This is a genomic window from Bradyrhizobium sp. B039, assembly GCF_038965675.1.
Lineage (GTDB): Bacteria > Pseudomonadota > Alphaproteobacteria > Rhizobiales > Xanthobacteraceae > Bradyrhizobium > Bradyrhizobium diazoefficiens.
Map to the genome: position 1 here is coordinate 3,419,171 of NZ_CP152416.1, position 21,794 is coordinate 3,440,964.

At 64.1% G+C, this 21,794-nt stretch carries 20 protein-coding genes; 10 read left to right on the top strand and 10 right to left on the bottom strand.

Going from position 1 to position 21,794, the window contains the following annotated elements; translation table 11 throughout:
- The 4 genes from AAFG50_RS15915 to AAFG50_RS15930 form a co-directional block, all read right to left on the bottom strand.
- Positions 1-888 carry an alpha/beta hydrolase gene (locus tag AAFG50_RS15915; protein WP_028172006.1) on the bottom strand — a complete coding sequence of 296 codons (888 nt, stop codon included), beginning with the start codon at positions 886-888 and terminating at the stop codon, positions 1-3.
- Between the two features lie 101 nt (positions 889-989).
- The gene (locus AAFG50_RS15920; protein ID WP_011086201.1) at positions 990-1,445 is read right to left on the bottom strand and encodes a carboxymuconolactone decarboxylase family protein; all 456 of its coding nucleotides are present in this window, start codon (positions 1,443-1,445) and stop codon (positions 990-992) included.
- A gap of 76 nt (positions 1,446-1,521) precedes the next feature.
- Complete coding sequence (locus AAFG50_RS15925; RefSeq protein WP_011086202.1) at positions 1,522-2,856, bottom strand: epoxide hydrolase family protein; 1,335 nt, start codon at positions 2,854-2,856, stop codon at positions 1,522-1,524.
- Positions 2,857-2,903: 47 nt separating this feature from the next.
- A complete protein-coding gene (locus AAFG50_RS15930; RefSeq protein ID WP_028172004.1) occupies positions 2,904-3,581 on the bottom strand; it encodes a VOC family protein in 678 nt (225 codons plus the stop codon).
- Positions 3,582-3,730: 149 nt separating this feature from the next.
- On the opposite strand from AAFG50_RS15930, the gene AAFG50_RS15935 reads away from it, so the two are divergent.
- Positions 3,731-4,237, top strand: a complete 507-nt coding sequence (locus AAFG50_RS15935) for a MarR family transcriptional regulator (protein WP_231166677.1) — start codon at positions 3,731-3,733, stop codon at positions 4,235-4,237.
- Between the two features lie 61 nt (positions 4,238-4,298).
- Here AAFG50_RS15935 and AAFG50_RS15940 read toward each other — a convergent pair whose 3' ends face one another.
- Positions 4,299-4,805 carry a peptidoglycan-binding domain-containing protein gene (locus AAFG50_RS15940; protein WP_028172002.1) on the bottom strand — a complete coding sequence of 169 codons (507 nt, stop codon included), beginning with the start codon at positions 4,803-4,805 and terminating at the stop codon, positions 4,299-4,301.
- A gap of 482 nt (positions 4,806-5,287) precedes the next feature.
- Here AAFG50_RS15940 and AAFG50_RS15945 point away from each other — a divergent pair, with 482 nt between their 5' ends.
- Positions 5,288-5,530, top strand: coding sequence for a hypothetical protein (locus tag AAFG50_RS15945; RefSeq protein WP_028172001.1), 243 nt, complete (start codon positions 5,288-5,290; stop codon positions 5,528-5,530).
- A 397-nt stretch (positions 5,531-5,927) separates the two neighbouring features.
- On the opposite strand, the gene AAFG50_RS15950 is transcribed toward AAFG50_RS15945, so the two are convergent.
- Genes AAFG50_RS15950 through AAFG50_RS15965 form a run of 4 tightly spaced genes read right to left on the bottom strand, consistent with a single transcriptional unit; the run spans position 5,928 to position 10,638 of the window.
- On the bottom strand, positions 5,928-6,641 hold the full coding sequence (locus AAFG50_RS15950) for an ABC transporter ATP-binding protein (RefSeq protein WP_011086207.1): 714 nt from the start codon (positions 6,639-6,641) through the stop codon (positions 5,928-5,930).
- Entirely contained in the window at positions 6,638-8,407 is a 1,770-nt protein-coding gene (locus AAFG50_RS15955; RefSeq protein WP_011086208.1) for a branched-chain amino acid ABC transporter ATP-binding protein/permease, read from the bottom strand. The genes AAFG50_RS15950 and AAFG50_RS15955 overlap by 4 nt, the downstream gene beginning before the upstream one ends.
- Positions 8,404-9,447 (bottom strand): branched-chain amino acid ABC transporter permease, encoded by a 1,044-nt coding sequence (locus AAFG50_RS15960; protein ID WP_028172000.1) that lies wholly within the window; start codon positions 9,445-9,447, stop codon positions 8,404-8,406. The genes AAFG50_RS15955 and AAFG50_RS15960 overlap by 4 nt, the downstream gene beginning before the upstream one ends.
- 42 nt (positions 9,448-9,489) lie before the next feature.
- Positions 9,490-10,638, bottom strand: a complete 1,149-nt coding sequence (locus tag AAFG50_RS15965) for an ABC transporter substrate-binding protein (RefSeq protein ID WP_028171999.1) — start codon at positions 10,636-10,638, stop codon at positions 9,490-9,492.
- A 631-nt stretch (positions 10,639-11,269) separates the two neighbouring features.
- Between AAFG50_RS15965 and AAFG50_RS15970 the strand changes: the two genes are divergently transcribed.
- The 7 genes from AAFG50_RS15970 (at position 11,270) to AAFG50_RS16000 (ending at position 18,659) form a co-directional block, all read left to right on the top strand.
- A complete protein-coding gene (locus AAFG50_RS15970) occupies positions 11,270-12,061 on the top strand; it encodes an aspartate/glutamate racemase family protein (protein WP_039184173.1) in 792 nt (263 codons plus the stop codon).
- 21 nt (positions 12,062-12,082) lie between these two features.
- Positions 12,083-12,511 (top strand): organic hydroperoxide resistance protein, encoded by a 429-nt coding sequence (locus AAFG50_RS15975; RefSeq protein WP_028171997.1) that lies wholly within the window; start codon positions 12,083-12,085, stop codon positions 12,509-12,511.
- A gap of 25 nt (positions 12,512-12,536) precedes the next feature.
- Positions 12,537-13,715, top strand: coding sequence for a thiolase family protein (locus AAFG50_RS15980; RefSeq protein WP_028171996.1), 1,179 nt, complete (start codon positions 12,537-12,539; stop codon positions 13,713-13,715).
- Positions 13,716-13,840: 125 nt separating this feature from the next.
- Positions 13,841-14,953 carry an SDR family NAD(P)-dependent oxidoreductase gene (locus AAFG50_RS15985; RefSeq protein WP_334229971.1) on the top strand — a complete coding sequence of 371 codons (1,113 nt, stop codon included), beginning with the start codon at positions 13,841-13,843 and terminating at the stop codon, positions 14,951-14,953.
- Positions 14,954-14,987: 34 nt separating this feature from the next.
- Positions 14,988-15,770 (top strand): cyclase family protein, encoded by a 783-nt coding sequence (locus tag AAFG50_RS15990; RefSeq protein ID WP_028171994.1) that lies wholly within the window; start codon positions 14,988-14,990, stop codon positions 15,768-15,770.
- 57 nt (positions 15,771-15,827) lie between these two features.
- Positions 15,828-16,985: an ABC transporter substrate-binding protein gene (locus AAFG50_RS15995; RefSeq protein ID WP_028171993.1), complete on the top strand. Its 1,158-nt coding sequence runs from the start codon at positions 15,828-15,830 to the stop codon at positions 16,983-16,985.
- Between the two features lie 9 nt (positions 16,986-16,994).
- Positions 16,995-18,659, top strand: a complete 1,665-nt coding sequence (locus AAFG50_RS16000; protein WP_039184176.1) for an ATP-dependent acyl-CoA ligase — start codon at positions 16,995-16,997, stop codon at positions 18,657-18,659.
- Between the two features lie 13 nt (positions 18,660-18,672).
- On the opposite strand, the gene AAFG50_RS16005 is transcribed toward AAFG50_RS16000, so the two are convergent.
- Positions 18,673-19,179, bottom strand: coding sequence for a MarR family transcriptional regulator (locus AAFG50_RS16005; RefSeq protein ID WP_011086218.1), 507 nt, complete (start codon positions 19,177-19,179; stop codon positions 18,673-18,675).
- A 291-nt stretch (positions 19,180-19,470) separates the two neighbouring features.
- On the opposite strand from AAFG50_RS16005, the gene AAFG50_RS16010 reads away from it, so the two are divergent.
- On the top strand, positions 19,471-21,789 hold the full coding sequence (locus AAFG50_RS16010) for a bifunctional salicylyl-CoA 5-hydroxylase/oxidoreductase (RefSeq protein WP_028171991.1): 2,319 nt from the start codon (positions 19,471-19,473) through the stop codon (positions 21,787-21,789).
- Positions 21,790-21,794 lie beyond the last annotated feature (5 nt).

A 21,794-nucleotide genomic window follows, 5' to 3' on the forward strand; every position in this document is an offset into this window, starting at 1 on the left:
TCAAGTTGACGTGCCGCGTAGCGAGGCGCGAATCTCGTCGACGGTGCGCTTCGGGTCCTGGAGGTGAGGGTAGTGCCCGATGCCGGGAAGAAGCGCCAACTCGGCGTCGATCCTTGCGGCGAGCTCTATTCCCATCTCCTTCTTGATGTAGAGGTCCTTCTCGCCCCAAACCACCTTCACCGGGGTTTTGAGCCGGGCTAGTTGCGATTCGAAGTGATCTTGGTCTCGCGTGAAGTGCGAGTAGTAGTGGGAGAACGCGTCTACGGTCGTCATCGCGCCGTGGCTCCATCCGCGGGACATGTCGTCCCTAAACTGCTGCGAAACTTCGAACTGCGCTTCCTTGGGCAAGCCTCTTGTGAAGATGTTTTCCAGGATCTCGTCGCGGTTGCTGTTCATGTTGGCGCGGACCTGCTCCATGGCAGGCCCCGCCTTCAGATTTTGCAGCTTCTCGGACATGAACTGCGGCCTGTTGAACGGGGCGAAGTCGCCAACGATGATTGTCCTTGCGATATCGGGTTTTTCCACCGCCAGCAGGAGTGCCGGTAGGGCCCCGATGTCCGTTGCGTAAATCGTGAGCCTCGACGTGTCGATGCCTGCTTTCACGATGTACTGATCCAGAACATGCGCGTAGTCCTTCGGCGCATAGGAGAACCTGTCGACCATTGGCCTCGATGAAAGACCGTAACCCGGCCAATCGAAAGCGTGGACTTCGTAGTCGTCGGCGAGGGCCTCGGCAATGTCCTTCCAGGCGGACAGGGTCTCCGGAAAGCCGTGCAGAAAGAGAACGGTCCCCTTCGGTCTCGGGTTACGCAGAACCACTCTTCTGAGCGTGATGTCTTCGTTGATCTCGAAGAAATCGATTGTTGTGTTGTTGATCCGGTATGACATGATCAGCGTCCTTTCGTCCCGTTATCCGATCAGCGTGCAGGCCAAGTTGATCTGGAGTCTGAAAGAAGCTCGGCAGAGAACTTCCCGGCGCCTCCTGGGGCTTACGTCCCGAGTGCTGCCTGTGGCGTGTTCCGAAAGCTGATCGCCATGCGATTGTAGGCGTTCATCAGGCCAATCGCGATCGTGAGGTCCACGAGTTCTCGCTCGTCGAACACGGCGCGGGCGTCCTGATAGGCTTCATCCGGCACGCCGGTATCCGCGACGCGCGTCACCGTTTCGGCCCACGCAAGGGCGGCGCGTTCACGCTCGTCGAAGAGGGCGCCGGCTTCCTTCCACGCCTGCACCAGCGCGATCTTTTCGATCTTCACTCCCTTCTTGAGCAGGTCACGGGTGTGCGTATCGAGGCAGTACGCGCAATTGTTAATCTGGGAAATTCGCAGGTAGACCAGCTCGACCAGCGTAGGGGAAAGGCCGCTCTGCATGACGTAGCCACGGACACCGCCCAGCGCTTTCACGCCTGCCGGTGCAATCTGATTGTAGTCGAGACGCTGACTCATGTTTTGTTCCTTGGTGATGAATTCTGCTCGATGGAGATCATTTCGTGCTCTCTTGGTTTGGGCAGAATGTTCAGATCTATTTGCGCAGCGGCCGGAAGCCTGCGCGAACCTCTTGCGTGAAAAGCTGCGGCTGTTCCCAGGCCGCAAAGTGCCCGCCTTTGTCGACCTTGTTGTAGTGGATGAGCTTGTGGTAGGCCCGCTCGGTCCAACTGCGCGGAGCCTGGTAGATTTCGCCGGGAAAGACGCTCACGGCGGTGGGAATCGAGATGTTGACCGCGTTCAGCGCGCTCATTCCCTTGTTTTCCCAGTAGAAGCGGGCCGCCGAGATCGCGGTGTTCGTCAGCCAGTAGAGCGTGATATCGTCGAGGACGTCGTCGCGGGTCACGGCGCCGGCTGGATGCCCGTTGACGGTGCGTCCGAGCACGGCCGAAGTGATCGCCGCCGCCGGCTGCGCGTCACCGTCGCCGTGATCGAGAATCCACGCGGCCAGGCCGACCGGCGAATCCGCCAATCCGTAGAGTGTCTGCGGCCGGGTCGCCATCATGGCGGCGTAGGCAAAATGCTTGGCGCGGAAATCCTTCACCTGGTCGAAGGCGTGTTGCTCGTCGGCCGAGAGACCGGAGGGTGCCTCACCGCTCTGCAGCGCCTTGGTGATCTCCGGCGGAATCGTGCCGGGGAAGTTGGTGTGGATGCCCAGCAGTTCCGGCGGCGCCTGCTCAGCCATCGCATTGGAAATGAGGGCGCCGATGTCGCCGCCCTGCGCGACAAAGCGTGCGTAGCCAAGGCGCTTCATCAGCGCGACCCAGGCGCGCGCGACGCGGGCAGGGCCCCAGCCGCTGGTGGTTGGCTTGCCCGAAAACCCGTAACCGGGAACTGACGGGATCACGACATGGAAGGCGTCCGATGCGCTCGCGCCGTACGCCGTGGGATTGGTGAGGGGATCGATGATCTTCAATTGCTCGATGATCGAGCCTGGCCATCCATGCGTAACGATGAGCGGCAGCGCATCTTCGTGCTTCGAACGAACGTGAATGAAATGAATGTCCAGCCCGTCGATCTCTGTGATGAACTGCGGCAGGGCGTTCAGCTTTACCTCGATCTTTCGCCAGTCGTAGTCCGTCGCCCAATAGCGCGCGAGGTCCCGGAGGATCGCAAGCTGCACGCCCTGCGATTCGTCGGCGACTGTTTCCTGCTCCGGCCACCTCGTCGCGTTGATGCGTCTGCGCAGATCGATCAGCGCCTCTTCTGGAACGTCGATCCGGAAGGGGCGGATTTCGTCAGCTGTGGCCGCCGGCGCCGGGTGCGCGGGGAAAAGGCTCGCGGCGGCCGCCGCGGCCATTCCCACCGCGGCGGAACGCAAGAGCTGGCGCCGGTCCGGGTTGATGACTTCAGAAACTGATTGCGCACGCATTGGGACTCTCCCTCACTCTTTCGGTTGGGTGACGTCGCAGCCGCGGCTCAGACCGGGAGCGGCTGGCCGGCCTGCTCACGGGCGATGTAGTCGGCGTACCAGTCCGGCCAGTTCGCATCGTACTGACCGCCGTTCCGCTTCTCGTGCTCGCCGTGTGCCGCGGACGCACGCCGGAGCGCGCTCGCAAGCTCGGTCGAGGAGGTGAATGTCGTGTCTGCTGCCTCGACGCGTCCCGGCAATCGCGTGGTCACCTCCTGGAACAGCCAGCCGTTGCCGTCGGGATCGTGGAACGAAACGTACGAACGATAGCTGCGGTGCGCGGGCTCCGCACCACCAATCCGACGTCGCCCGAACAGATAGGGTTCGTCCGGGCCGGTGTGCACGTCGCCTCCGGCGTGGAAGACCTCGCTGACCTCGACGCCGCGATCGCGCAGATCGTTTCGCGCAGCTTCGATGTCGGAGACGACCAGGTACAGGCCCTGGGCGGAGCCGGGTGCCGCCGCGGTGACGTTCTTGCCGAAAATGACCGAGGAGGGGGAGCCGGGCGGCGTGAACTGGATCACGCGGTAATCATCAGGCCCCGCGAAATCGGCATCGAGCCTCCATCCGAGGTTTGCATAGAACTCCTTGGCACGATCGACGTCGGAAACGGGGATCACGACGACTTCGAGCTTCATGTCGATCGTTGGTGCTCTGGTGGTCTTGTTTGCATTTGTGACTGGCATGGTTCTCTCCTGAGTTGGCGCGTATACGATATAATCGGGTGCGAGTCATAAAGTGCCGCCAGGCTCTGATGTCAACCCTTTCGATTTAATCGGATGCGATATATATGCATGCGAGACTTCACATGTCCGTGTCTGAAAGGGCGTCCACAATGAGCCTTACGAACGGTCTCAGAGCCGATTCCAGAGATAATTCAATAGACAATCAGAACCAGGAACCGGCCGCGGGCGACCGGAGCCTCGCTGATTTCCTGTGCTTCGCGATCTATTCGGCCAACCTCGCCTACGGGCGGGCCTACCGGCAGGGCCTCGAGGAGCTCGGCCTGACCTACCCGCAATGGATCGCCATCGTGGCGCTGTGGGAGCAAGATGACCAGACCGTGAGTGAACTCGGCGACAGGATGTTCCTGGAATCCAACACCCTGACGCCGATACTAAAAAAGCTCGAGGCGATGGGCTATTTGCGCCGCGAGCGCGATCCCGCCGACGAGCGGCAGGTGCGCGTCAGCCTCACCGACGCCGGCCGACGCCTGCGCGAGAAGGGCATGCACATGAATCTCGTGAAGTCGAGCGGGCTCAAGCAGGATGATTTCGCGCGGCTGCAGAAAAGCGTCGTCACGCTCCGCGACAATTTGATCAAGGCGACGAAGGACGAGTGACGAGTGACAGGCCCTCTCCCTGTGAATCGGTCAGGGATGTGGACGTCAAGCGGGCAGGGCGTCACCTGCGTCCGAACAGTCCTCCCAGCACGCCGCCGATCAGTCCACCGGGACCGCCCCCACTGTGCTGATGGTCCGCACCCGCGCGACGGCGGGCCGAACGGTCGTCATCGGATTTATCGCTGCCGCTGAAGCTGGCATGCGCCGCCGAGGCGGACTCGGTCAGTAGCGCCTGATGTTGCAGCGGGTTCAGGAAGCCAGTCCTGGGATAGCCGCGTGCCGCCTGCCAGCGCGTGATGACGGCGCGGGTCGACACGTCGAACCGTCCGTTGACCTTGGTGTCGAAACCGAGACCGGTCAGCCGGCGCTGCACGTCGCGACGCTTTCCCTTGTTGAGGCCGATCTGATCTTCGGTTTCCTGAGTTGCCTCACCGGCAACGATCGCCGGATCGATGGATGCGATCAGTTCGCGGTCGGTCGTGCTCGGACCGGCTGCGGCAGCATTTGCACCGAGGAGAACTCCCAAGAAAATTCCCAAGACTGATAACGCGAGGATGAAGACGCGCAATGGCATATCCTTCGCTGATCTTGAGTCTCGCAATGATTTCGCGTTGAACACCTGTATCGGTTCAAATGCACCGCTGTGACACTCGAATTTCGGGTGGTGTCTAAATCAAAGGTCAACTCCGGGTTCCGTCGCTGGCAACTGTTACAGGAGGCACTTGTTCCTTGGCGGGCGTAGCTTGTTACACGGAATTGCGTCGGGACTGCCCGACAGGCGCTTGGCTAACGACCTCGGCACGTTGGGATGCGCACAGGCGGTCATCCGTTCTGGCGCACATTTCGGACCCACGTCGACATCGCGGCACTTCCGGAAAGAGTCCAACAGCGGATGCTCGGGATTTGGGCTGCCGCCAAGTCGCGCCTGCTTGCGAGAGTTCGCGGTCAATTTCGTCCGCCGGTTGCACGGATGGTCGATCTGGTATAGTTTTGTGTTAATTCGAGCTTTTGCTTTTTTACCTGTGACTTTTTACTTACCGGATATCGGTAATGATTTACCAGAACGTCGACAGAATTGCTGTCGGTATGCGTTTCAGGATGAGCAAGCTTGGTGCTGCTCGATGCCCGGAGCTTGCTGACCGGAGCGGCATCGTCATTGACGTGAGCCGTCGTACCACGGGCCTCACCGTGCTGTTCGATGGCGCCCGAAGACCAACTTGCCTGCACAGAGATTTCATATCGCCCATCTCGGATGGGGAGGTCGCCGCACCTTCCATCGCTTCAGACGAATGAGGGTCCGTGAAGTTTTCAAAACCGCGCGAATGGTCTAGGCACGACGCGCAGCGATTGACGGCTCTTGCGCGTCAGAAAACCTGCGCCGGAGACATAGCCCGGGAGCTTGATCGCCATGTCACTTCAGTAAGAAAGAAGGCACGCGAACTCGGCTTGCTACTCCCGAAGCGGGCCGTCGTCTCGCAAGTACGTGGGAAGTGAAATCATTCAATGTGGCGCATCGCGCGCCACCGCCGGGATGATGGCATCATGCCCCTGTCTTGCCCGACGGGTCAAACGATTTCGAAAGAACAGCAGTCCCTGCACCGGGCCATCAAGCCATTGATATCGCTGTCCCCGGCTACTGTGCATGGGGTTGTTTTTCGACTTTTTGTTGTGCGGCCTGCAAGAGCCGGCCCTAGTGTCCGCCGAGATAGGCCGTGATCAGCCGGGGGTCGTGGATGAGATCCTTGGCGGGGCCTGACTGCACCACCTCGCCGGTTTCGAGAACGTAGCCGTAGTCGGCCGTCTCCAGCGCGGCGCGCGCGTTCTGCTCGACCAGCAGGATCGACACGCCGAGGTCGCGCAGCGACGCGATGGTGCGGAAGATCTCGCGCACGATCAGCGGCGCAAGGCCGAGGCTGGGCTCGTCCAGCATGAGAAGCTTCGGCTTGGCCATCAGTGCACGGCCGAGCGCGAGCATCTGGCGCTCGCCGCCGGAGAGGGTGCCTGCCGCCTGGCGCTGCCGCTCCTTCAGCCGGGGGAAGCGATCATAGACCTCGTCCAGCGTCTTCTGGACGCCCGAGCGGTCGCGCAGGCTGTAGGAGCCGAGCAGGAGATTGTCGGCGACCGACATGTCGGAGAACAGCTCGCGCTTTTCCGGGACGAGGCACAGCCGGCGCTCGACGCGGTCCTCGACGGACATCCTCCCGATATCGTTGCCCTGAAACACCAGGCGGCCGCGCGATGCGAGCAGCCCGATGGCGGCCATCAGCAGCGTGGTCTTGCCGGCGCCGTTCGGGCCGATGACGGTGACGATCTGCCCTTCCTCGACCGACAGCGAGACGTTGCGGACCGCTTCGACATTGTCGTAGCAGACGGTCACGTCGGTCATCGAAAACATCTCGCTCACGCGACGCCTCCAAGATAGGCCTCTTGAACACGCTCGTCGCTGCGGATCGCTGCTGGAGCGCCTTCGCAGAGCTTTGAGCCGAAATCGAGCACCACGATGCGGTCGACCAACGACATCACGAACTCCATGTCGTGCTCGACGATCAGGATGGTCAGGTGGTCCGACCGCAGTGACCTGAGCAGCTCCGCAAGCCGCAGCTTCTCCTGGCGGCGAAGGCCGGCCGCCGGCTCGTCCAGCACCAGCAGCGCCGGGTCCGCGGCGAGCGCACGGGCGATCTCCAGGATGCGCTGATTGCCGAGCGGCAGATTGCCCGCGAGCTCGAACGGTTTTTCGCCGAGCCCGACGCGCTCGAGCTGCATCAGGGCCTCGTGCCGCGCGCTGGCCTCCTCGCGCTGGTTGAGGCGGAAGGCGCTGGCGAACAGGCCGGTGCTGGTGCGGGCGTAGGTGCCGAGCATCACGTTTTCGAGCAGGCTCATGCGCGGCCGCAGCTTCACATGCTGGAAGGTCCGCGCGATCCCGGCCTTGGCGATGCGCGATTGCGCGTCGCGCGTGATGGGGCGTCCCGCAAAGACGATCTCGCCCTTGTTGACCCGGAGCGCGCCGGTCAGGCAGTTGAACATCGTGCTCTTGCCGGCGCCGTTCGGGCCGATGACGGCAAGGATCTCGCCGGACCGCACCTCGAAGCTGACATTGTTGACGGCGACGAGGCCGCCGAACCGCCGCTCGGCGCCATCGACCTTCAGAAGCAGTTCGCCCGGGGTCGGCTGCGCGCGGCGGGGCAGGGGCGGCGCCGGCAGCGGCCGATCGCGCCGGACCTTCGGCAGAAAGCGCGCAACGAACGGCACGATGCCCTGCCGCGCCCATTGCAGGAACAGGATGAACAATGCGGAGAAGGCGACGATCTCGAGCTGACCGGAGGCGCCCTTGGCGATCAGCGGCAGATAGTCCTGCACGCTGTTCTTGAGCAAGGTGACGACGGCGGCACCGACGACGCCGCCGAGAAGGCTGCCGGCGCCGCCGACCATCGACATCATCAGATATTCGATGCCCATGCCGGCATCGAACGGGCCGGGGCTGATGAACCGGCTCATATGGGCGTAGAGCCACCCTGAGAGCGAAGCCAGGAAGGCCGCGATCACGAAGGTCACGAGCTTGATCTGGAAGGCGTTGATGCCGAGGCTCTCGACCAGCGTGTTGCCGCCGCGGAGCGCGCGCATGGCGCGGCCGAGCCGGGAGTCCAGCAAATTATATCCGAGCAGCAGGACGGCGGCGACGATGCCCCAGATCAGGAAATAGATCTGCGCGCTCGAGACCAGCGCGATCGATCCGATGCTGATCGGCGGGATCGACGAGATGCCATTGAAGCGGCCGAGCCCCTCGACATTGCCGAACAGGAAGCCGATCGCGAGGCCCCATGCGACGGTCGAGAGCGAGAGGAAATGGCCCTGAAGCCGCAAGGTGACGACGCCGAGGATGGACGCCACCGAGCAGGTCAGCGCCACGCCGAACAGGAGGCCGAGCCACGGGGAGTACCCGTTCAGCGCGGAGACCCAGGCCGTTGCATAGGCCGCGACTCCGACGAACGCCGCCTGTCCGAACGACACGATGCCGCCGACACCGGTGAGCAGGGCAAGGCCAATGGCGACCAGCGAATAGATGCCGATGTAGTTCATCAGCGTGATGCTGAACGGACTGAGCACGAAGGGGGCTACCGCCAGACACACCAGCGCCGCCATTGCCGCAAGCTGAATTTGGAAGCGCGTCATTCCTCGATCTCCTCCTCGGAATGCAGCGAGGCGAGCGATCGCCAGATCAGGATCGGGATCAGAAGCGAGAACACGATGACGTCCTTCAGCGCGCTGCTCTCGAAGGATGCGAAGCTTTCGAGAATACCGACGCCGACGGCGCCGATCGCCGCGCCGGGATAGCTGGTCATGCCGCCGACGATGGCGCCGACGAAGGCCTTGAGGCCGATCAGGAAGCCGGAATCGTAGAACACGGTGTTGACCGGTGCGATCAGGATGCCCGATACGCCGGCCATCAGCGAGCCCAGCAGATAGGCGATCGTGCCGGCGCGGGCGGGCCGTATTCCCATCAGGCGGGAGCCGGTCCGGTTCACGGCGGTGGCACGCAGCGATTTTCCGACCAGCGTGAAGTCGAAGAAGAGAAAGAGCAGGCCACTGAAGACGAGGGCTGCGATCACGATCAGCATGGTCTGGCCCGAGACCAGCACGCCGGCGAACTCGGCCGACAACGACGTCAGCGGTTCGGTCCTGACGCCTTCAGGTCCGAAGAACAGCAGCCCCAGGCCCACCAGCGCGAAATGCAGCGCGACCGAGACCGTCAGGAGCAACAACACCGTTCCGTCCGCGATGGGGCGGAAGACGATCCGATCCAGCAGCGGAGCGATCGGCGTGATCAGCATCAAGGCAAGCACGAGCCTGACGGCGAGCGGAGGATCGGCGCGCATCGTCAGCCAGGCGAGGCCAACCACGGCCACCGGAAGCACGAGGTAGAAGAAGAGCGCGCGCGGCAGCAGCCGGGTCTCGCCGGAGCGTACCAGCGAGATGATCTCGATCAGGGTCGCAAGGCAGGCCAGGATGACCACCAGCGCCCCCGTGCCCGGAAAGCGCTTCGCATCGAGGGCCGCCAGCGTCAGCGCGGTGAACGCGGCGATGTCGCCGAAGGGAATGAAGATGACCCTGGTCACCGTGAAGATGAGGACGGTCCCGATCGCCACCAGCGCATAGACTGCGCCGGTGGCGATCCCGTCGATCGCAAGAATGGCTGCGATGTCACTCGTCATTGAGACGTCGTTCCCCCGTTCTGACTGTCTGCCGCCTTCCGACTACGGCGCGTACTTCCAGGCACCGCCGGTCAGCCGCACCACGACGAGCGCGCGTTCGTCGACGCCGGTCACCGCACCGGGCTTGAAGTTGTAGACGGCATGCACGCCCGGCAGCTCCTTGGTGCTGAGGATCGCGTCCCGCAACGCAGCGCGGAATTCCGCCGTTCCGGGCTTGGCGGTCTTGAGCGCGCGCTCGGCGGCGTTGGCGAAGATCAGCCAGGCGTCGAAGGAGTAGGCGGAGAAGCCGTCCGTGGTCGGGATGTTATGGGTCTTCTGGTAGACGCTGCGGAAATCCAGCGCGATCTTCTTGGCAAAGTGCTCGTCGGGAAGCTGCTCGGCGACGATCACGGGACCCGCGGAGACCTGAATGCCGTCGGCCGCCTTGCCGCCGACGTTGACGAAGTCCGGATTGACCAGCGCGACGGTACCGTAGGTGTTTCCCTTGAAGCCGCGTTCGGCGAGGCTGAGCAGAGGCAGCGCGCCCTGGGTGCCCGAGCCGCCGTCCAGCACGGCGTCCGGCCGCGCCGCAAGCACCTTCAGGGTTTGCGCGGTGACCGAGGTGTCGGTGCGGGCATAGCGCTCGTTGGTCTGGATCTTGATGTCGCCGGCGGCTTCGGCGGCCTTGGCGCCGTTGTAGACGAGGTCGCCCCACGCGTCGGAGAAGCCGATATAGCCGATGTTCTTCATGCCGTCGCGCTTCATGCGGTCGGCGACGATCTTGACGAGGAGGGAAGCCGGCTGCGGCACCGACACCACCCACTGCTCCGGCGTATCAGGCAACTTGGCGATCGGCGAGACCGCGATCATCGGCACCTTCAGCTCGCTCGCCACTGCCGCCATGGCGATGGTCGAGGGGGCCGTCGCGGTGCCGATCAGGAGGTCGACTTTCTCTTCCTCAACCAGCTTGCGCGCATTGCGGGTCGCGGCCGACGGGTCGGAGCCGTCGTCGAGCTGGATCAGGCGAATGGTCTCGCCGTTGATGGTCTTCTTGTATTCATAGGCGGCGTTGATGCCCCGCCCATAGGGGATTCCGATCGACGAGCCGTTGCCGCTGAGCGAGGTGACGAAGCCGATCGTGATGTCGGCCTGCGCAGCCGGGGCTGCGAAGATTCCGGCGACAAGTGCAAGTAGGCTCAGAGTCTTGCGCATTTGCGTTCTCCTCCGTTGATGCTGGATAGGAATGCCTTGATGCCGCCACGCGGGGAGCCCGAACGACGAACGAACCGATTGAAAGCATTGCTGCAGCGCCAAATCCCGGGCGCGGCCGAAGAGAGTTTGCTCGGGCGGGCGTCAGCAGCCATGGCCCTGGTTGCCGTTCGAACAACGAGCCCATCGGCGAATGCGGGCGGGCCTTTTCTGAAGCAATGAAAGGTCGTTGGCCCTGCCGCGATGCGCGACCGGCGGTGCTGCTGCTGCCGGCTGTTCGAGCACGGCGACTGTCCACACGATCGAGTCTCTCAAAATCGGTGCCCTGCAACATCATTGTCATGGCCACCGGTCCCTGACCGGCGAGGAATTACTTAAAGCCTAAAGTATTATCGGTGGGGCCGTCAACACGTGTCACGGTGCTGTCAGAAAAAAATGTCGTTGCATACAATTTCGCCAGAGCGCGGCGCTTCTTTGCCATTCGATTGGACGAAAAGGCCGTGCCTGCCTTGCCGTGGCGGTGGCCGTCGCCGGCGCCGCGGCGTGCATTTGACGCGTGAATTAGTTTATGATTGAAATATATTCATCGGCAGCCGACGACCGATCCTCCGATCACCGCTTGAGGAGAAGGACGATGCGCATCTTCTGGCAGAGCTTCGTTGATGCGAGCGTGAACGCGCCCTACATGGCGCGGCTGTCGGAGTACCTCAACAACATCGCCGCATCCGGCACGACAGTTCATGTCGAGGGCATTACGCCGCCGGACCGCGAGTTCGGGCGGCTTGCGGAATTGCGCTGTGCCGTCCAGGCGATCGACAACGGCATCGCGGCCGAGGAGGGCGGGTTCGACGCCTTCGTCATGGGGCACTTCCAGGATCCGGGTCTCTACGAGCTGCGCTCGACGCTCGACATTCCCGTGATCGGGACCGGCGAGGCGACGTTGCTGGCGGCCTCGCAGCTCGGCCGGCGATTAGGCCTTGTGACGCTCGATCCTGTCTTCGAGGTCTGGCATTACGAGCAGGCCGAGCGCTATGGTCTCGGTGATCGCGTGGTCCACGTGACGGGCCTTGGCTGCAAGCCGGCGGATTTCGCCGATGCGTTCGCCGGAGATCAGGCCGCGCAAGCCCGCATGATCGAGGATTTTGTCGCCTGCGCACGTCCGCTGGTCGAGCGCGGCGCCGACGTCGTGATCCCCGCCGGTGTGCTGCCGGGCCTCCTGATCGGCAGGGAGCATGGCCTGAAGGTCGGCCACGCGCCCGTGGTCAACTGCGCGGCCGTGGCCCTGAAGAGTGCGGAGATGTGGGTGCAACTCCGGAAGCTCAATGGCACCGAGCCCAGCCGCGGGCCGAGCTTCAAGCGGGCCAGCGCACAGGCGCGCGACGATTTTCGCGCACTTCTCGCCCGCAACAGCCGCCAGTCCCGGTGAACCAGCCTTGGAGAACCAGCCATGATGACTCCCGAAAAGATCCTGTACGAGACCGAGGTGACGGCGACCGGAGGTCGGGATGGCAAGGCCGCCAGCACTGACGAGCGGCTGTCGGTCTTGCTGTCCGTGCCGAAATCGCTGGGCGGCCCCGGCGGCGAGGGCACCAATCCCGAGCAGCTCTTTGCGGCCGGCTATGCCGCGTGCTTTCTCGGTGCGGTCAAGCTGGTCGCGCGGACCCGCAAGGTCGCGCCATCCGCCGAGCCCTCGGTGACCGCGAAGGTTGCAATGGGGCCGGTCCCCGTCGGATATGCGCTCGCCGTTGAACTGAAAGTCAACCTGCCGGGTGTCGAGAAATCTGTGGCCGAAGAGGTCGTCGCCGGCGCGCACGAGCGTTGCCCCTATTCGAACGCAACCCGCGGCAATATTGCCGTGAAACTGACGGTGGTCTGAGGCGGATGAACGAGGCGGGCGCTCGGTGACCAATTCCTTACGCACACCGTACGACGGCGTCGTGATTGCGGCGCCCGTCACGATTCCCTATGTGCGCTACTCCATCGAAAGCGCGCAGTGGTGGATCGGCCGTGCGCTCAGCGCGCTCGTCGCGCAGGCCGGCATCAAAGCCTCCGACATCGACGGTCTGTGCGTCTCCAGCTTCACCATGGGGACTGACAGCGGGATCGGATTGACGCAGCATTTCGGGCTTTGCGTGCGATGGCTGGATACGATCCCGCTCGGCGGCGCCAGCGCCGTCGCAGGATTGCGAAAGGCGGCGCGTGCGGTTCAGGCTCATGACGCCGACATCGTGGCGTGCGTGGCGGGTGACACCAACCACGTCGATTCCTTCCGGCTGACGCTCGAGAATTTCTCGCGCTTCAACCAGGATGCCGTCTATCCCTATGGCGCGGGCGGCGCCAATGCGAGCTTCGCGCTGATCGCGCGCAACTATATGCGCACCTTCGGCGTCACGCGGGAGGATGTCGGCAGGATCGCGGTCGCCCAGCGCGCCAATGCGCTGCGCAACCCGCACGCATTGATGAAGGCACCGTTGACGCTCGAACAGTATCTCGCGGCCCGGCCGATCTCCGATCCGATCCACCTGTTCGACTGCGTGATGCCCTGCGCCGGCGCGGAAGCGTTCCTCGTCATGCGCGAAGATACCGCGGCATCGCTGGGGCTGCCTGCGGCGCGACTGCTGTCGACGATCGAGCGGCACAATGCCTTCGCCGACGATCCGATGCAGGTGCGCGGCGGCTGGGCGATGGACATCGGCGAACTCTATGCGATGGCCGGCGTGAAGCCTGATGATCTCGATGTCGTCCAGACCTATGACGACTATCCCGTCATCACGATGATGCAGTTCGAGGATCTCGGCTTCTGCAAGAAGGGGGAGGGGGCCGAGTTCGTGCGCCAGCACGATCTCACCATCGATGGCGACTTTCCGCACAACACCTCGGGCGGACAACTCTCGGCCGGGCAGGCCGGCGCGGCCGGCGCCTATCTCGGCCTCGTCGAAGGGCTGCGGCAGGTTCTGGGGACTGCAGGCTCCACCCAGGTCAGGAATGCGAACCTCGCCTTGGCCTCGGGGTTCGGTATGATCAATTACGACCGCGGTCTCGCCTCGGGCGCCGCGATCTTTGCAGGGCCGTCGCGATGATAGAGCCGATCAAGCCGCCCCGGCGCAAGAACCCGCTGCTGCGGACGCGGCTGCCTGCTTCGCCACCGCGACCGCGCAGCAGGACGTCGCATGGGTTCACGCGGGCAGCCGCCGAAGGCCGCTTCATGCTGCAGCAGTGTGATGCCTGCGGTGCCTTCGCCTATCCCGCGCGGGAGGCTTGTCCGTCTTGCCTGTCGGCCAACCTCGCGTTCGCCGATGCGCCACGACGAGGCGTCCTTCTCGCGGAAACGACGGCACGCGTGCCGAGCGACGTCTATTTCCGTGAACGGGCGCCCTGGCGCATCGGCCTCGTCAAGATGGACTGCGGTCCGACGATCGTCGCACATCTCCATGCCGACGCCGCGGAGGGCGCGCCCGTCCGCATGTCGTTTCAACTCGACAAGAGCGGCCAGGCGGTGGCTTTTGCCCATCCCGAGGGGGAGACTCCCAACATGGCAGACGACAAGCAGTGGCGGGAAATGACGGCCGATCCGAAATTCCGGCGCGTGCTCGTGACCAACGGCCGCAGCGTGATCGGCCAGGAAGCCGTCGCCGCATTGAAGGCGGCAGGCGCCAAGACGGTCTTTGTCGGTGTTGCCGAACCATGGCGGCCTTTCGCCGGCGAGAATCTGCTGCGCGGTCAGGACGGGGTCGAAATCGTGACCCTTGATGCGGCCGACGAGAAATCCGCAGCTGATCTCGCCGCCGACATCGGCGGCAAGGTCGATATCCTCGTCAACACGACGGAATATGTGCGGCCGGGCGGCCTGCTCGACCGCAGGGGCACGAGCATCGCACGGGACGAGATCGACCAGGCCTATCTCGGCTTCATCAACCTCGCGCAGGCCTTTGGCCCCGGCATGCGGATGCGGGGAGCCGATGGCATCAATAACAGCGCCGCGTGGGTCAACATTCTCTCGGTCTATGCGCTGGCGAACTGGCCTGCCTTTGGCGCCTACTCGGCCTCGCAAGCGGCGTGCCTGTCGCTCTCGCACTGCCTTCGTGCCGAGCTCAGGCCCGGCGGCGTCAAGGTGATGAATCTGTTCACCGGGCCTGTCGACACCGAATGGTTCCAGACCGTGCCGCCGCCGAAGGTCGCGCCGCGCGCCATCGCGCAGGCGATCGTATCGGGGCTGAGAGGCGGGCTCGAGGAGATGTATGTCGGAGATGTCGCCGAAGAGATACGGCAACGTCTCGCGGCCAATCCGAAAGCGCTCGAGCGCGAGCTCGACAGGTGACATCGAGATTTCAACCAAGCCGGAGGACGTGACGATGCAAAGCAACAATCTCCTGGAGCTGGCGGGTGCGATTTCTTCCGGCGCGGTGCGCGTCGTCGATCTGACTTTCACGCTCAGTCCGGACTTTCCGGTCATCGTGCTGCCGCCGGAGTTCGGCCAGGCGGCGCCGGTGCGCATCCAGGAAATCTCGCGATACGACGGTCGCGGCCCGGCCTGGTATTGGAACAATGTCACGTTCGGCGAGCACACCGGCACGCATTTCGACGCGCCGATTCACTGGTTCACCGGCAAGAGCCTGCCGAACAATGCCGTCGACACGATGCCGGCCAAGGACATGATCGCGCCGGCCTGCGTCATCGACTGCTCCGCGCAGGCGGCGCAGGATCCCGATTTCCTGCTGACCGTCCCGCTCGTGGAAGCCTGGGAAGCCAAGCACGGCCGGATCCCCGAGCGGAACTGGGTGCTGCTCAGGACCGACTGGTCGAAGAAGGGCTGGCGCGACTACTCCAATCTCAGGGATGACGGCGCGCACACGCCGGGCCCGAACCCTGATGTCATGAAGTGGCTGGTGGAGGAGCGCGGCGTCATCGGATTTGGCACCGAGACCATCGGCACGGATGCAGGGCAGGCCGGCCATTTCGAGCCGCCTTATCCGGCGCATCACTTCCTGCACGGCGCGGGTCGCTACGGCCTGCAATGCCTGTGCAACCTGGATCAGCTTCCCGCCACCGGGGCTGTCATCGTCGCCTCGCCGCTGAAGATCCAGAATGGCTCCGGCAGTCCGCTTCGCGTCATCGCGCTGGTTTCGTCAACCTGAACTGAATCCATGGCGCTTGCCAATCGGAACAAGACATTCTCACGAAGGACAGGTGCCATGAACTTGATCAAGAGTCTGCTGGCCTCCACTGCGTTGCTTCTTGCCGTCCCGCACATTGCGCAAGCCGATATTCTCGTCGGCTTCGTCACCGGTCTCAGTGGGCCGGTGTCGTCGATTGGGATTCCGAACGCGAAGGGGATCGCGGCGGGCCAGGCCTATATCGGCGAGATCGGCGGCGAGAAGATTCGGGTCATCCAGCTCGATGACGGCTCCGATCCGACGTCGTCGGCGCGCAATGCCCGCAAACTCGTCGAGCAGGAAAAAGTCGATGTCCTCATTGGCACGTCCGGTGCGCCCCAGACGCTCGCAATGGCGACTGCGGCTATCGAGATGAAGATTCCGATGATCGCGGTGTCCCCGATCGCGCCGGTGCCGCCGGGCGAGGGCGGTCCCTGGGTCGTGCAGACGCCGCAACCGACGCCGCTGCTGTTGCAGGGCATCGTCGACAACATGAAGGCGAAGGGATTGAAGAGCGTCGCCTTCATCGGCTTCTCCGACGCGTTAGGTGACCTCTTCTACGATTCCCTGGTGCAGGCCGCCAAGTCGGCGGACATCAAGGTGATCGCCAATGAGCGCTACGCGCGTTCGGACTCTTCGGTCACGGCCCAGGTGCTGCGCGCGATCGCCGCGCGTCCCGATGCGATCATGCTGGGTGGAACGGGAACGCCCGGTGCGCTGCCGGTCATCGCGCTGTCCGAGCGCGGCTACAAGGGGCCGCTCTACGGCAATCACGGCATGATCAGTGCCGATTTCCTCCGTCTTGCCGGCAAGGCCGCCAACGGCATCATCTGTCCGACCGGACCGGTGACCGCGGCGGAGCAGCTTCCCGCCAGCAATCCGATTCAGAAGGTTGCGCTGGATTTCCGTGCGGCCTTCGAGAAGGCCAACGGCGAGGCGCCGACGGATTCATTCTCGTCCTATTCCTTCGACGGCTGGCTGGTGTTCGCCGATGCCGCCAAGCGTGCGATGGCAACCGGCGCCAAGCCCGGCTCGCCGGAATTTCGGACCGCGCTTCGTCAGGCGCTGTTCACGACCAAGGAGGTCGTGGGGACGCAGGGCGTCTACACCTACACGCCGGCTGATCGGCATGGCGTCGACGATCGCTCGCGCATCCTGGTCCAGATCGAGGACGGCAAATACAAGCTGTTGCCCTGAGGCGGACGCATGATCGTGGCGGAAAACGAGGGGCCGGCGAACGCCGGCGCAGCGGCCGGACGGGAGAACGCGACGCCGGCCTGGGCGCGCGCGGTGACGTCGTTTCCACCGTCGGAGCGGATCCTTTCCACCATCCTCACGCGGCAGGCGGAACGCTATGGCGATCGCGTCCTGCTGGTCGCGGGCGAGACGCGCTGGACCTTTGCGCAGACCGCGGCGATCGCGGCCGCGGCGGCTCAGGCGCTCGTCGATGCGGGGATCAAGCCGGGCGATCGGGTCGCGCTGATGTGTTCGAACCGTCCGGAGTTTTTACAGGTCTACCTCGGCTGTGCGTGGCTCGGGGCCATCGCGGTCCCGATCAATACCGCGCTGCGCGGCTTCCAGCTCTCCCACATCTTCCGCAACTCGCGTCCCGCGCTCCTTGTCGTCGAGGCTCAGTTCGTTGCCGCGATCGAGAGTGTCGAGGCAGGTGTCGAGCTGCCGCCTCGGACCTGGATCGTCGGAGCTCCCGGCGGGGCGGTCGATGCCGGGCTTTCCGCGCTACCATTGCCGGCCCTCGGGGCCGCGGCCCCGGCGGGCGCCGTGCGCCCCGGCGACACCGTTGCGATCCTCTACACATCCGGCACCACGGGGCCTGCAAAGGGTGTGTGTTGTCCGCAGGCGCAACTGTTCTGGTGGGGCATCTATTCGGCGCGGGCGCTCGGCATCCGCGAGGGCGATGTGCTGTTCACGACGCTGCCCTTGTTTCACACCAACGCGCTGAATGCGTTCTACCAGGCGCTCCTGAACGGATGCACCTACGTGCTGGAGCCGAAGTTCTCCGCCTCCGGCTTCTGGGCCGCCGCGCAACGGCACAATGCGACGGTCGGCTATCTGCTCGGTGCGATGGCATCGATGCTTCTGGCGCAGCCGAAGAATCCGAACGATTCGGCGCATCGTCTTCGCGTTGCGCTTGGCGGCGGTGTGCCGCCGCAAATCCACGGTCCGTTCCTGGACCGGTTTGGCGTGCCGCTGGTCGACGGCTACGGCTCGACGGAGACCAATTTCGTGTTTGCAGGAACGATCCCATCCGATCGGCCGGGGACTATGGGTTATCTCGCCGACGGCATCGAAGCGCGGATCGTCGACGAGAATGATTCAGCGCTTCCCGATGGACAGGCCGGGGAGCTCGTGCTTCGCGCAAGCGAACCCTTTGCTTTCGCCACCGGCTATTTCGGCATGCCGGAGAAGACGATCGAGGCCTGGCGCAATCTGTGGTTCCACTCGGGTGATCGGGTCGTTCGCGATGCCGACGGACATTATCGCTTCATTGACCGCATGAAGGATTCGATCCGCAGGCGTGGCGAGAACGTATCTTCGTGGGAGGTCGAGCAGACCATCCAGTCCCATCCCGCGGTCGCCGCTTGCGCGATCTACCCGCTGCCGTCGGAGCTGGGTGAGGACGAGGTTGCGGCTGCGATCCTGCTGGAGCCGGGCCAATCGCTGGAGCCCGTCGACATCGTCGGGCATTGCGAAGGGCAGATCGCCTATTTCGCCATCCCGCGCTATGTGCGCATTCTGAGCCAGATGCCGCTGACGGAGAACGGCAAGATCAAGAAGGGCGTGCTGCGTGACGCCGGCGTCACCGCGGATACGTGGGATCGCGAGGCGGCCGGTGTGAGGTTGCGACGCTGACCGTCGCGTCCGCTCAGGGTTTTTGCAGCGCGTCCCTGACGGCGCCCTTGAGGTCGTCGAGCTCGCCGATCAATCCGTCGAACCGGTCCGCCGGGAAATCCGCCAGCAGCTCGGCGAGCCATGCGCCGTGGCTCTTGGCCATTCGCCTGAAGGTCTTGCGCCCTTCGACCGTCATACAGACGATCTGCACGCGGCGGTCGAGGTTCGACGCCGTGCGGGTGATGTATCCATCCGCGACGAGGCGGTCCACGATCGGCGTGAGGTTCCCGGCCGAGACCATCAGGCGCTTGGGCAGCTCTCCCAGCACGAGCCCGCTCGGCTCGCGGTCGAGCTGAGCGAGAACATCGAAGCGGGGCATGGTAAAATCGAACTCTTCACGGAACCGGCGCCGCAGCTCCCCCTCGATCAAGGTCGTGCAGGCGAGCAGCCGGAGCCAAACTCGCGTTTGAGCCCTGTACTCGGCCTCCTGATCCGCTCCATTCCTGGCTGAAACAGGCGTGGACTCCTTCGCGAGCGCCAATCGAATCTCCCGGGCTTGGTGGCCTGATGAAAGCTGGTGCAGCTCTCGTGGATGCCCGCAAGATAGTTCGTGCCAAAAGTAAATTCAAGGCTGAGCCCGGGTGCCTCGGACTCGGCTCTGCCGTGTCCACTTTGCATTGTATCTCAAGATCGACGCGGTGGCGCCGGGCGCGTCGCCCGGACTCCTTGCAGAACCCACCTTGACAAGGCCCGTGCCGACAAAATACTTTATGCTTAAAATAATTCGAGCGAGAGCTCAGGCACACGGCGCGGCGCGCGAAAGCGAGGGATCATGCGCATAGTCTGTATTGGCGGCGGCCCGGCGGGTCTCTATCTGGGCCTGCTGATGAAGCGCCGGCATCCGGAGCACGTCATCACGGTCGTCGAGCGCAACAAGCCCTACGATACGTTCGGCTGGGGAGTCGTGTTCTCCGATGCCATGATGACCGCGATGCGCCTTGCCGACCCCGAGAGCGCGACCGAGATCGAGGACGCCTTCAATCACTGGGACGATATCGAGCTCGTCTTCAAGGGCACGCGCCAGCGCACGACCGGCCATGGCTTCATCGGTATCGGGCGCAAGCATCTGCTCAATATTCTTCAGAGGCGCTGCGAGGCGCTGGGTGTCGAGCTCGTCTTCGAGCGCGACGTCGAGTCTGATCTCGAATTTCCCGAGGCCGACCTGATCGTCGCCTGCGACGGCGTCAATTCCAGAATCCGCGCGCGCTATGCCGAGCAATTCCAGCCCGACATGGTGATCCGGCCGAACCGCTACATCTGGCTCGGCACCAAGAAGGCGTTCGACGCCTTCACGTTCGATTTTCAGAGGACCGAGCACGGCTGGTTCCAGGCGCACATCTACAAGTTTGACGCGGAGACCTCGACCTTCATCGTCGAGACCACGGAAGAAGCCTACAATGCCCACGGGCTTGGCGAGCTCGATCAGCAGGCCTCGATCGATTTCTGCGAAAAGATCTTCGCCGAGACGCTCGATGGCGCGAAGCTCCTGACCAACGCCCGCCATCTGCGCGGCTCGGCCTGGCTCAATTTCAGCCGCCTGATCTGCGGCAAATGGAGCGTGTTCAACGGCAAGTCTCATGTCGTGCTGATGGGAGACGCCGCGCACACCGCGCATTTCGCGATCGGGTCGGGCACCAAGCTCGCGCTCGACGACGCCATCGAGCTCGCCAACCAGTTCGATCGCCACGGTCACGGCCGCGCCGGCATCGAAACCGTGCTGGAAGCCTATGAAGAGGTGCGCCGCGTCGACGTGGCGCGCATCCAGAACGCGGCGCGCAACGCCATGGAATGGTTCGAGGTGGTCGGCCGGCGCTATGCCGATACGCTCGAGCCGCCGCAATTCTTCTATTCGATGCTGACGCGCTCCCAGCGCATCAGCCACGAAAACCTTCGTTTGCGCGACCGCACCTGGCTGGAAGGTTTTGAGCGCTGGTTCGCCGCGCGCTCGGGCATCGCTGTCAAGGACGGCGAGCGGGTGCTGCCGCCGATGCTGACGCCGCACCGCGTGCGCGGCCTTTCGCTCGCGAACCGCATCATGGTGTCGCCGATGGCGATGTATTCGGCTGAGGACGGGCTCATCAACGACTTCCACATCGCCCATCTCGGCGCGCGCGCCATGGGTGGCGCTGCGCTGATCTTTGCCGAGATGACCTGCGTTTCGCCGGATGCGCGGATCACGCCGGGTTGCCTCGGGCTCTGGAACGATGCGCAAGAGGCGCAGTGGCGCCGACTGGTTGGCCTGGTCCACAGCCTGGGACACGCCAAGGTCGGAATCCAGCTCGGCCATGCCGGGCGCAAGGGCGCGACCAGAGTGCCATGGGAGGGGATCGATCAACCCCTAGAATCCGGTGAATGGCCTCTGATCTCCGCGTCGGCGTTGCCGTATCTGCCCCACAGCCAGTTGCCGCGCGCCATGGACCGCAGCGACATGGACCGCGTGCGCGACGATTTCGTCGCGGCGACACATCGTGCGGCGTCGGCCGGCGTCGAGTGGCTCGAGCTCCATTGCGCCCACGGCTATCTGCTGTCGAGCTTCCTGTCGCCGCTGACCAACCGGCGCACGGACGAATACGGCGGCAGCCACGAGAACCGTGCGCGCTTTCCGCTCGAGGTGTTCAAGGCGATGCGCGCGGCGTGGCCGTCCGATCGGCCGATGTCGGTGCGCCTGTCCTGCCATGACTGGACCGAAGGCGGCAACATTCCGGCCGATGCGGCGATCTTCGCCGCGATGTTCAAGGAGGCGGGGGCGGACGTGATCGATTGTTCGTCGGGGCAGGTCTGGAAGGAGGAGCGGCCGATCTATGGACGCCTGTTCCAGACGCCGTTCGCCGACCTGATCCGCAACGAAGTCGGCATCGAGACCATTGCAGTCGGCGCGATCTCCGAGGCCGATCACGCCAACTCGATCCTCGCGGCCGGCCGCGCCGACCTCTGCGCCATTGCGCGGCCGCATCTGGCCGACCCGGCCTGGACGTTGCACGAAGCCGCGCGCATCGGCATCACGTCGGTCAATTGGCCGAAGCAGTATCTGTCCGCCAAGGGGCAATACGAAAGCAATCTGGCGCGCGCCGCGGCAGCTAGCGCGCAGTGAGCGGA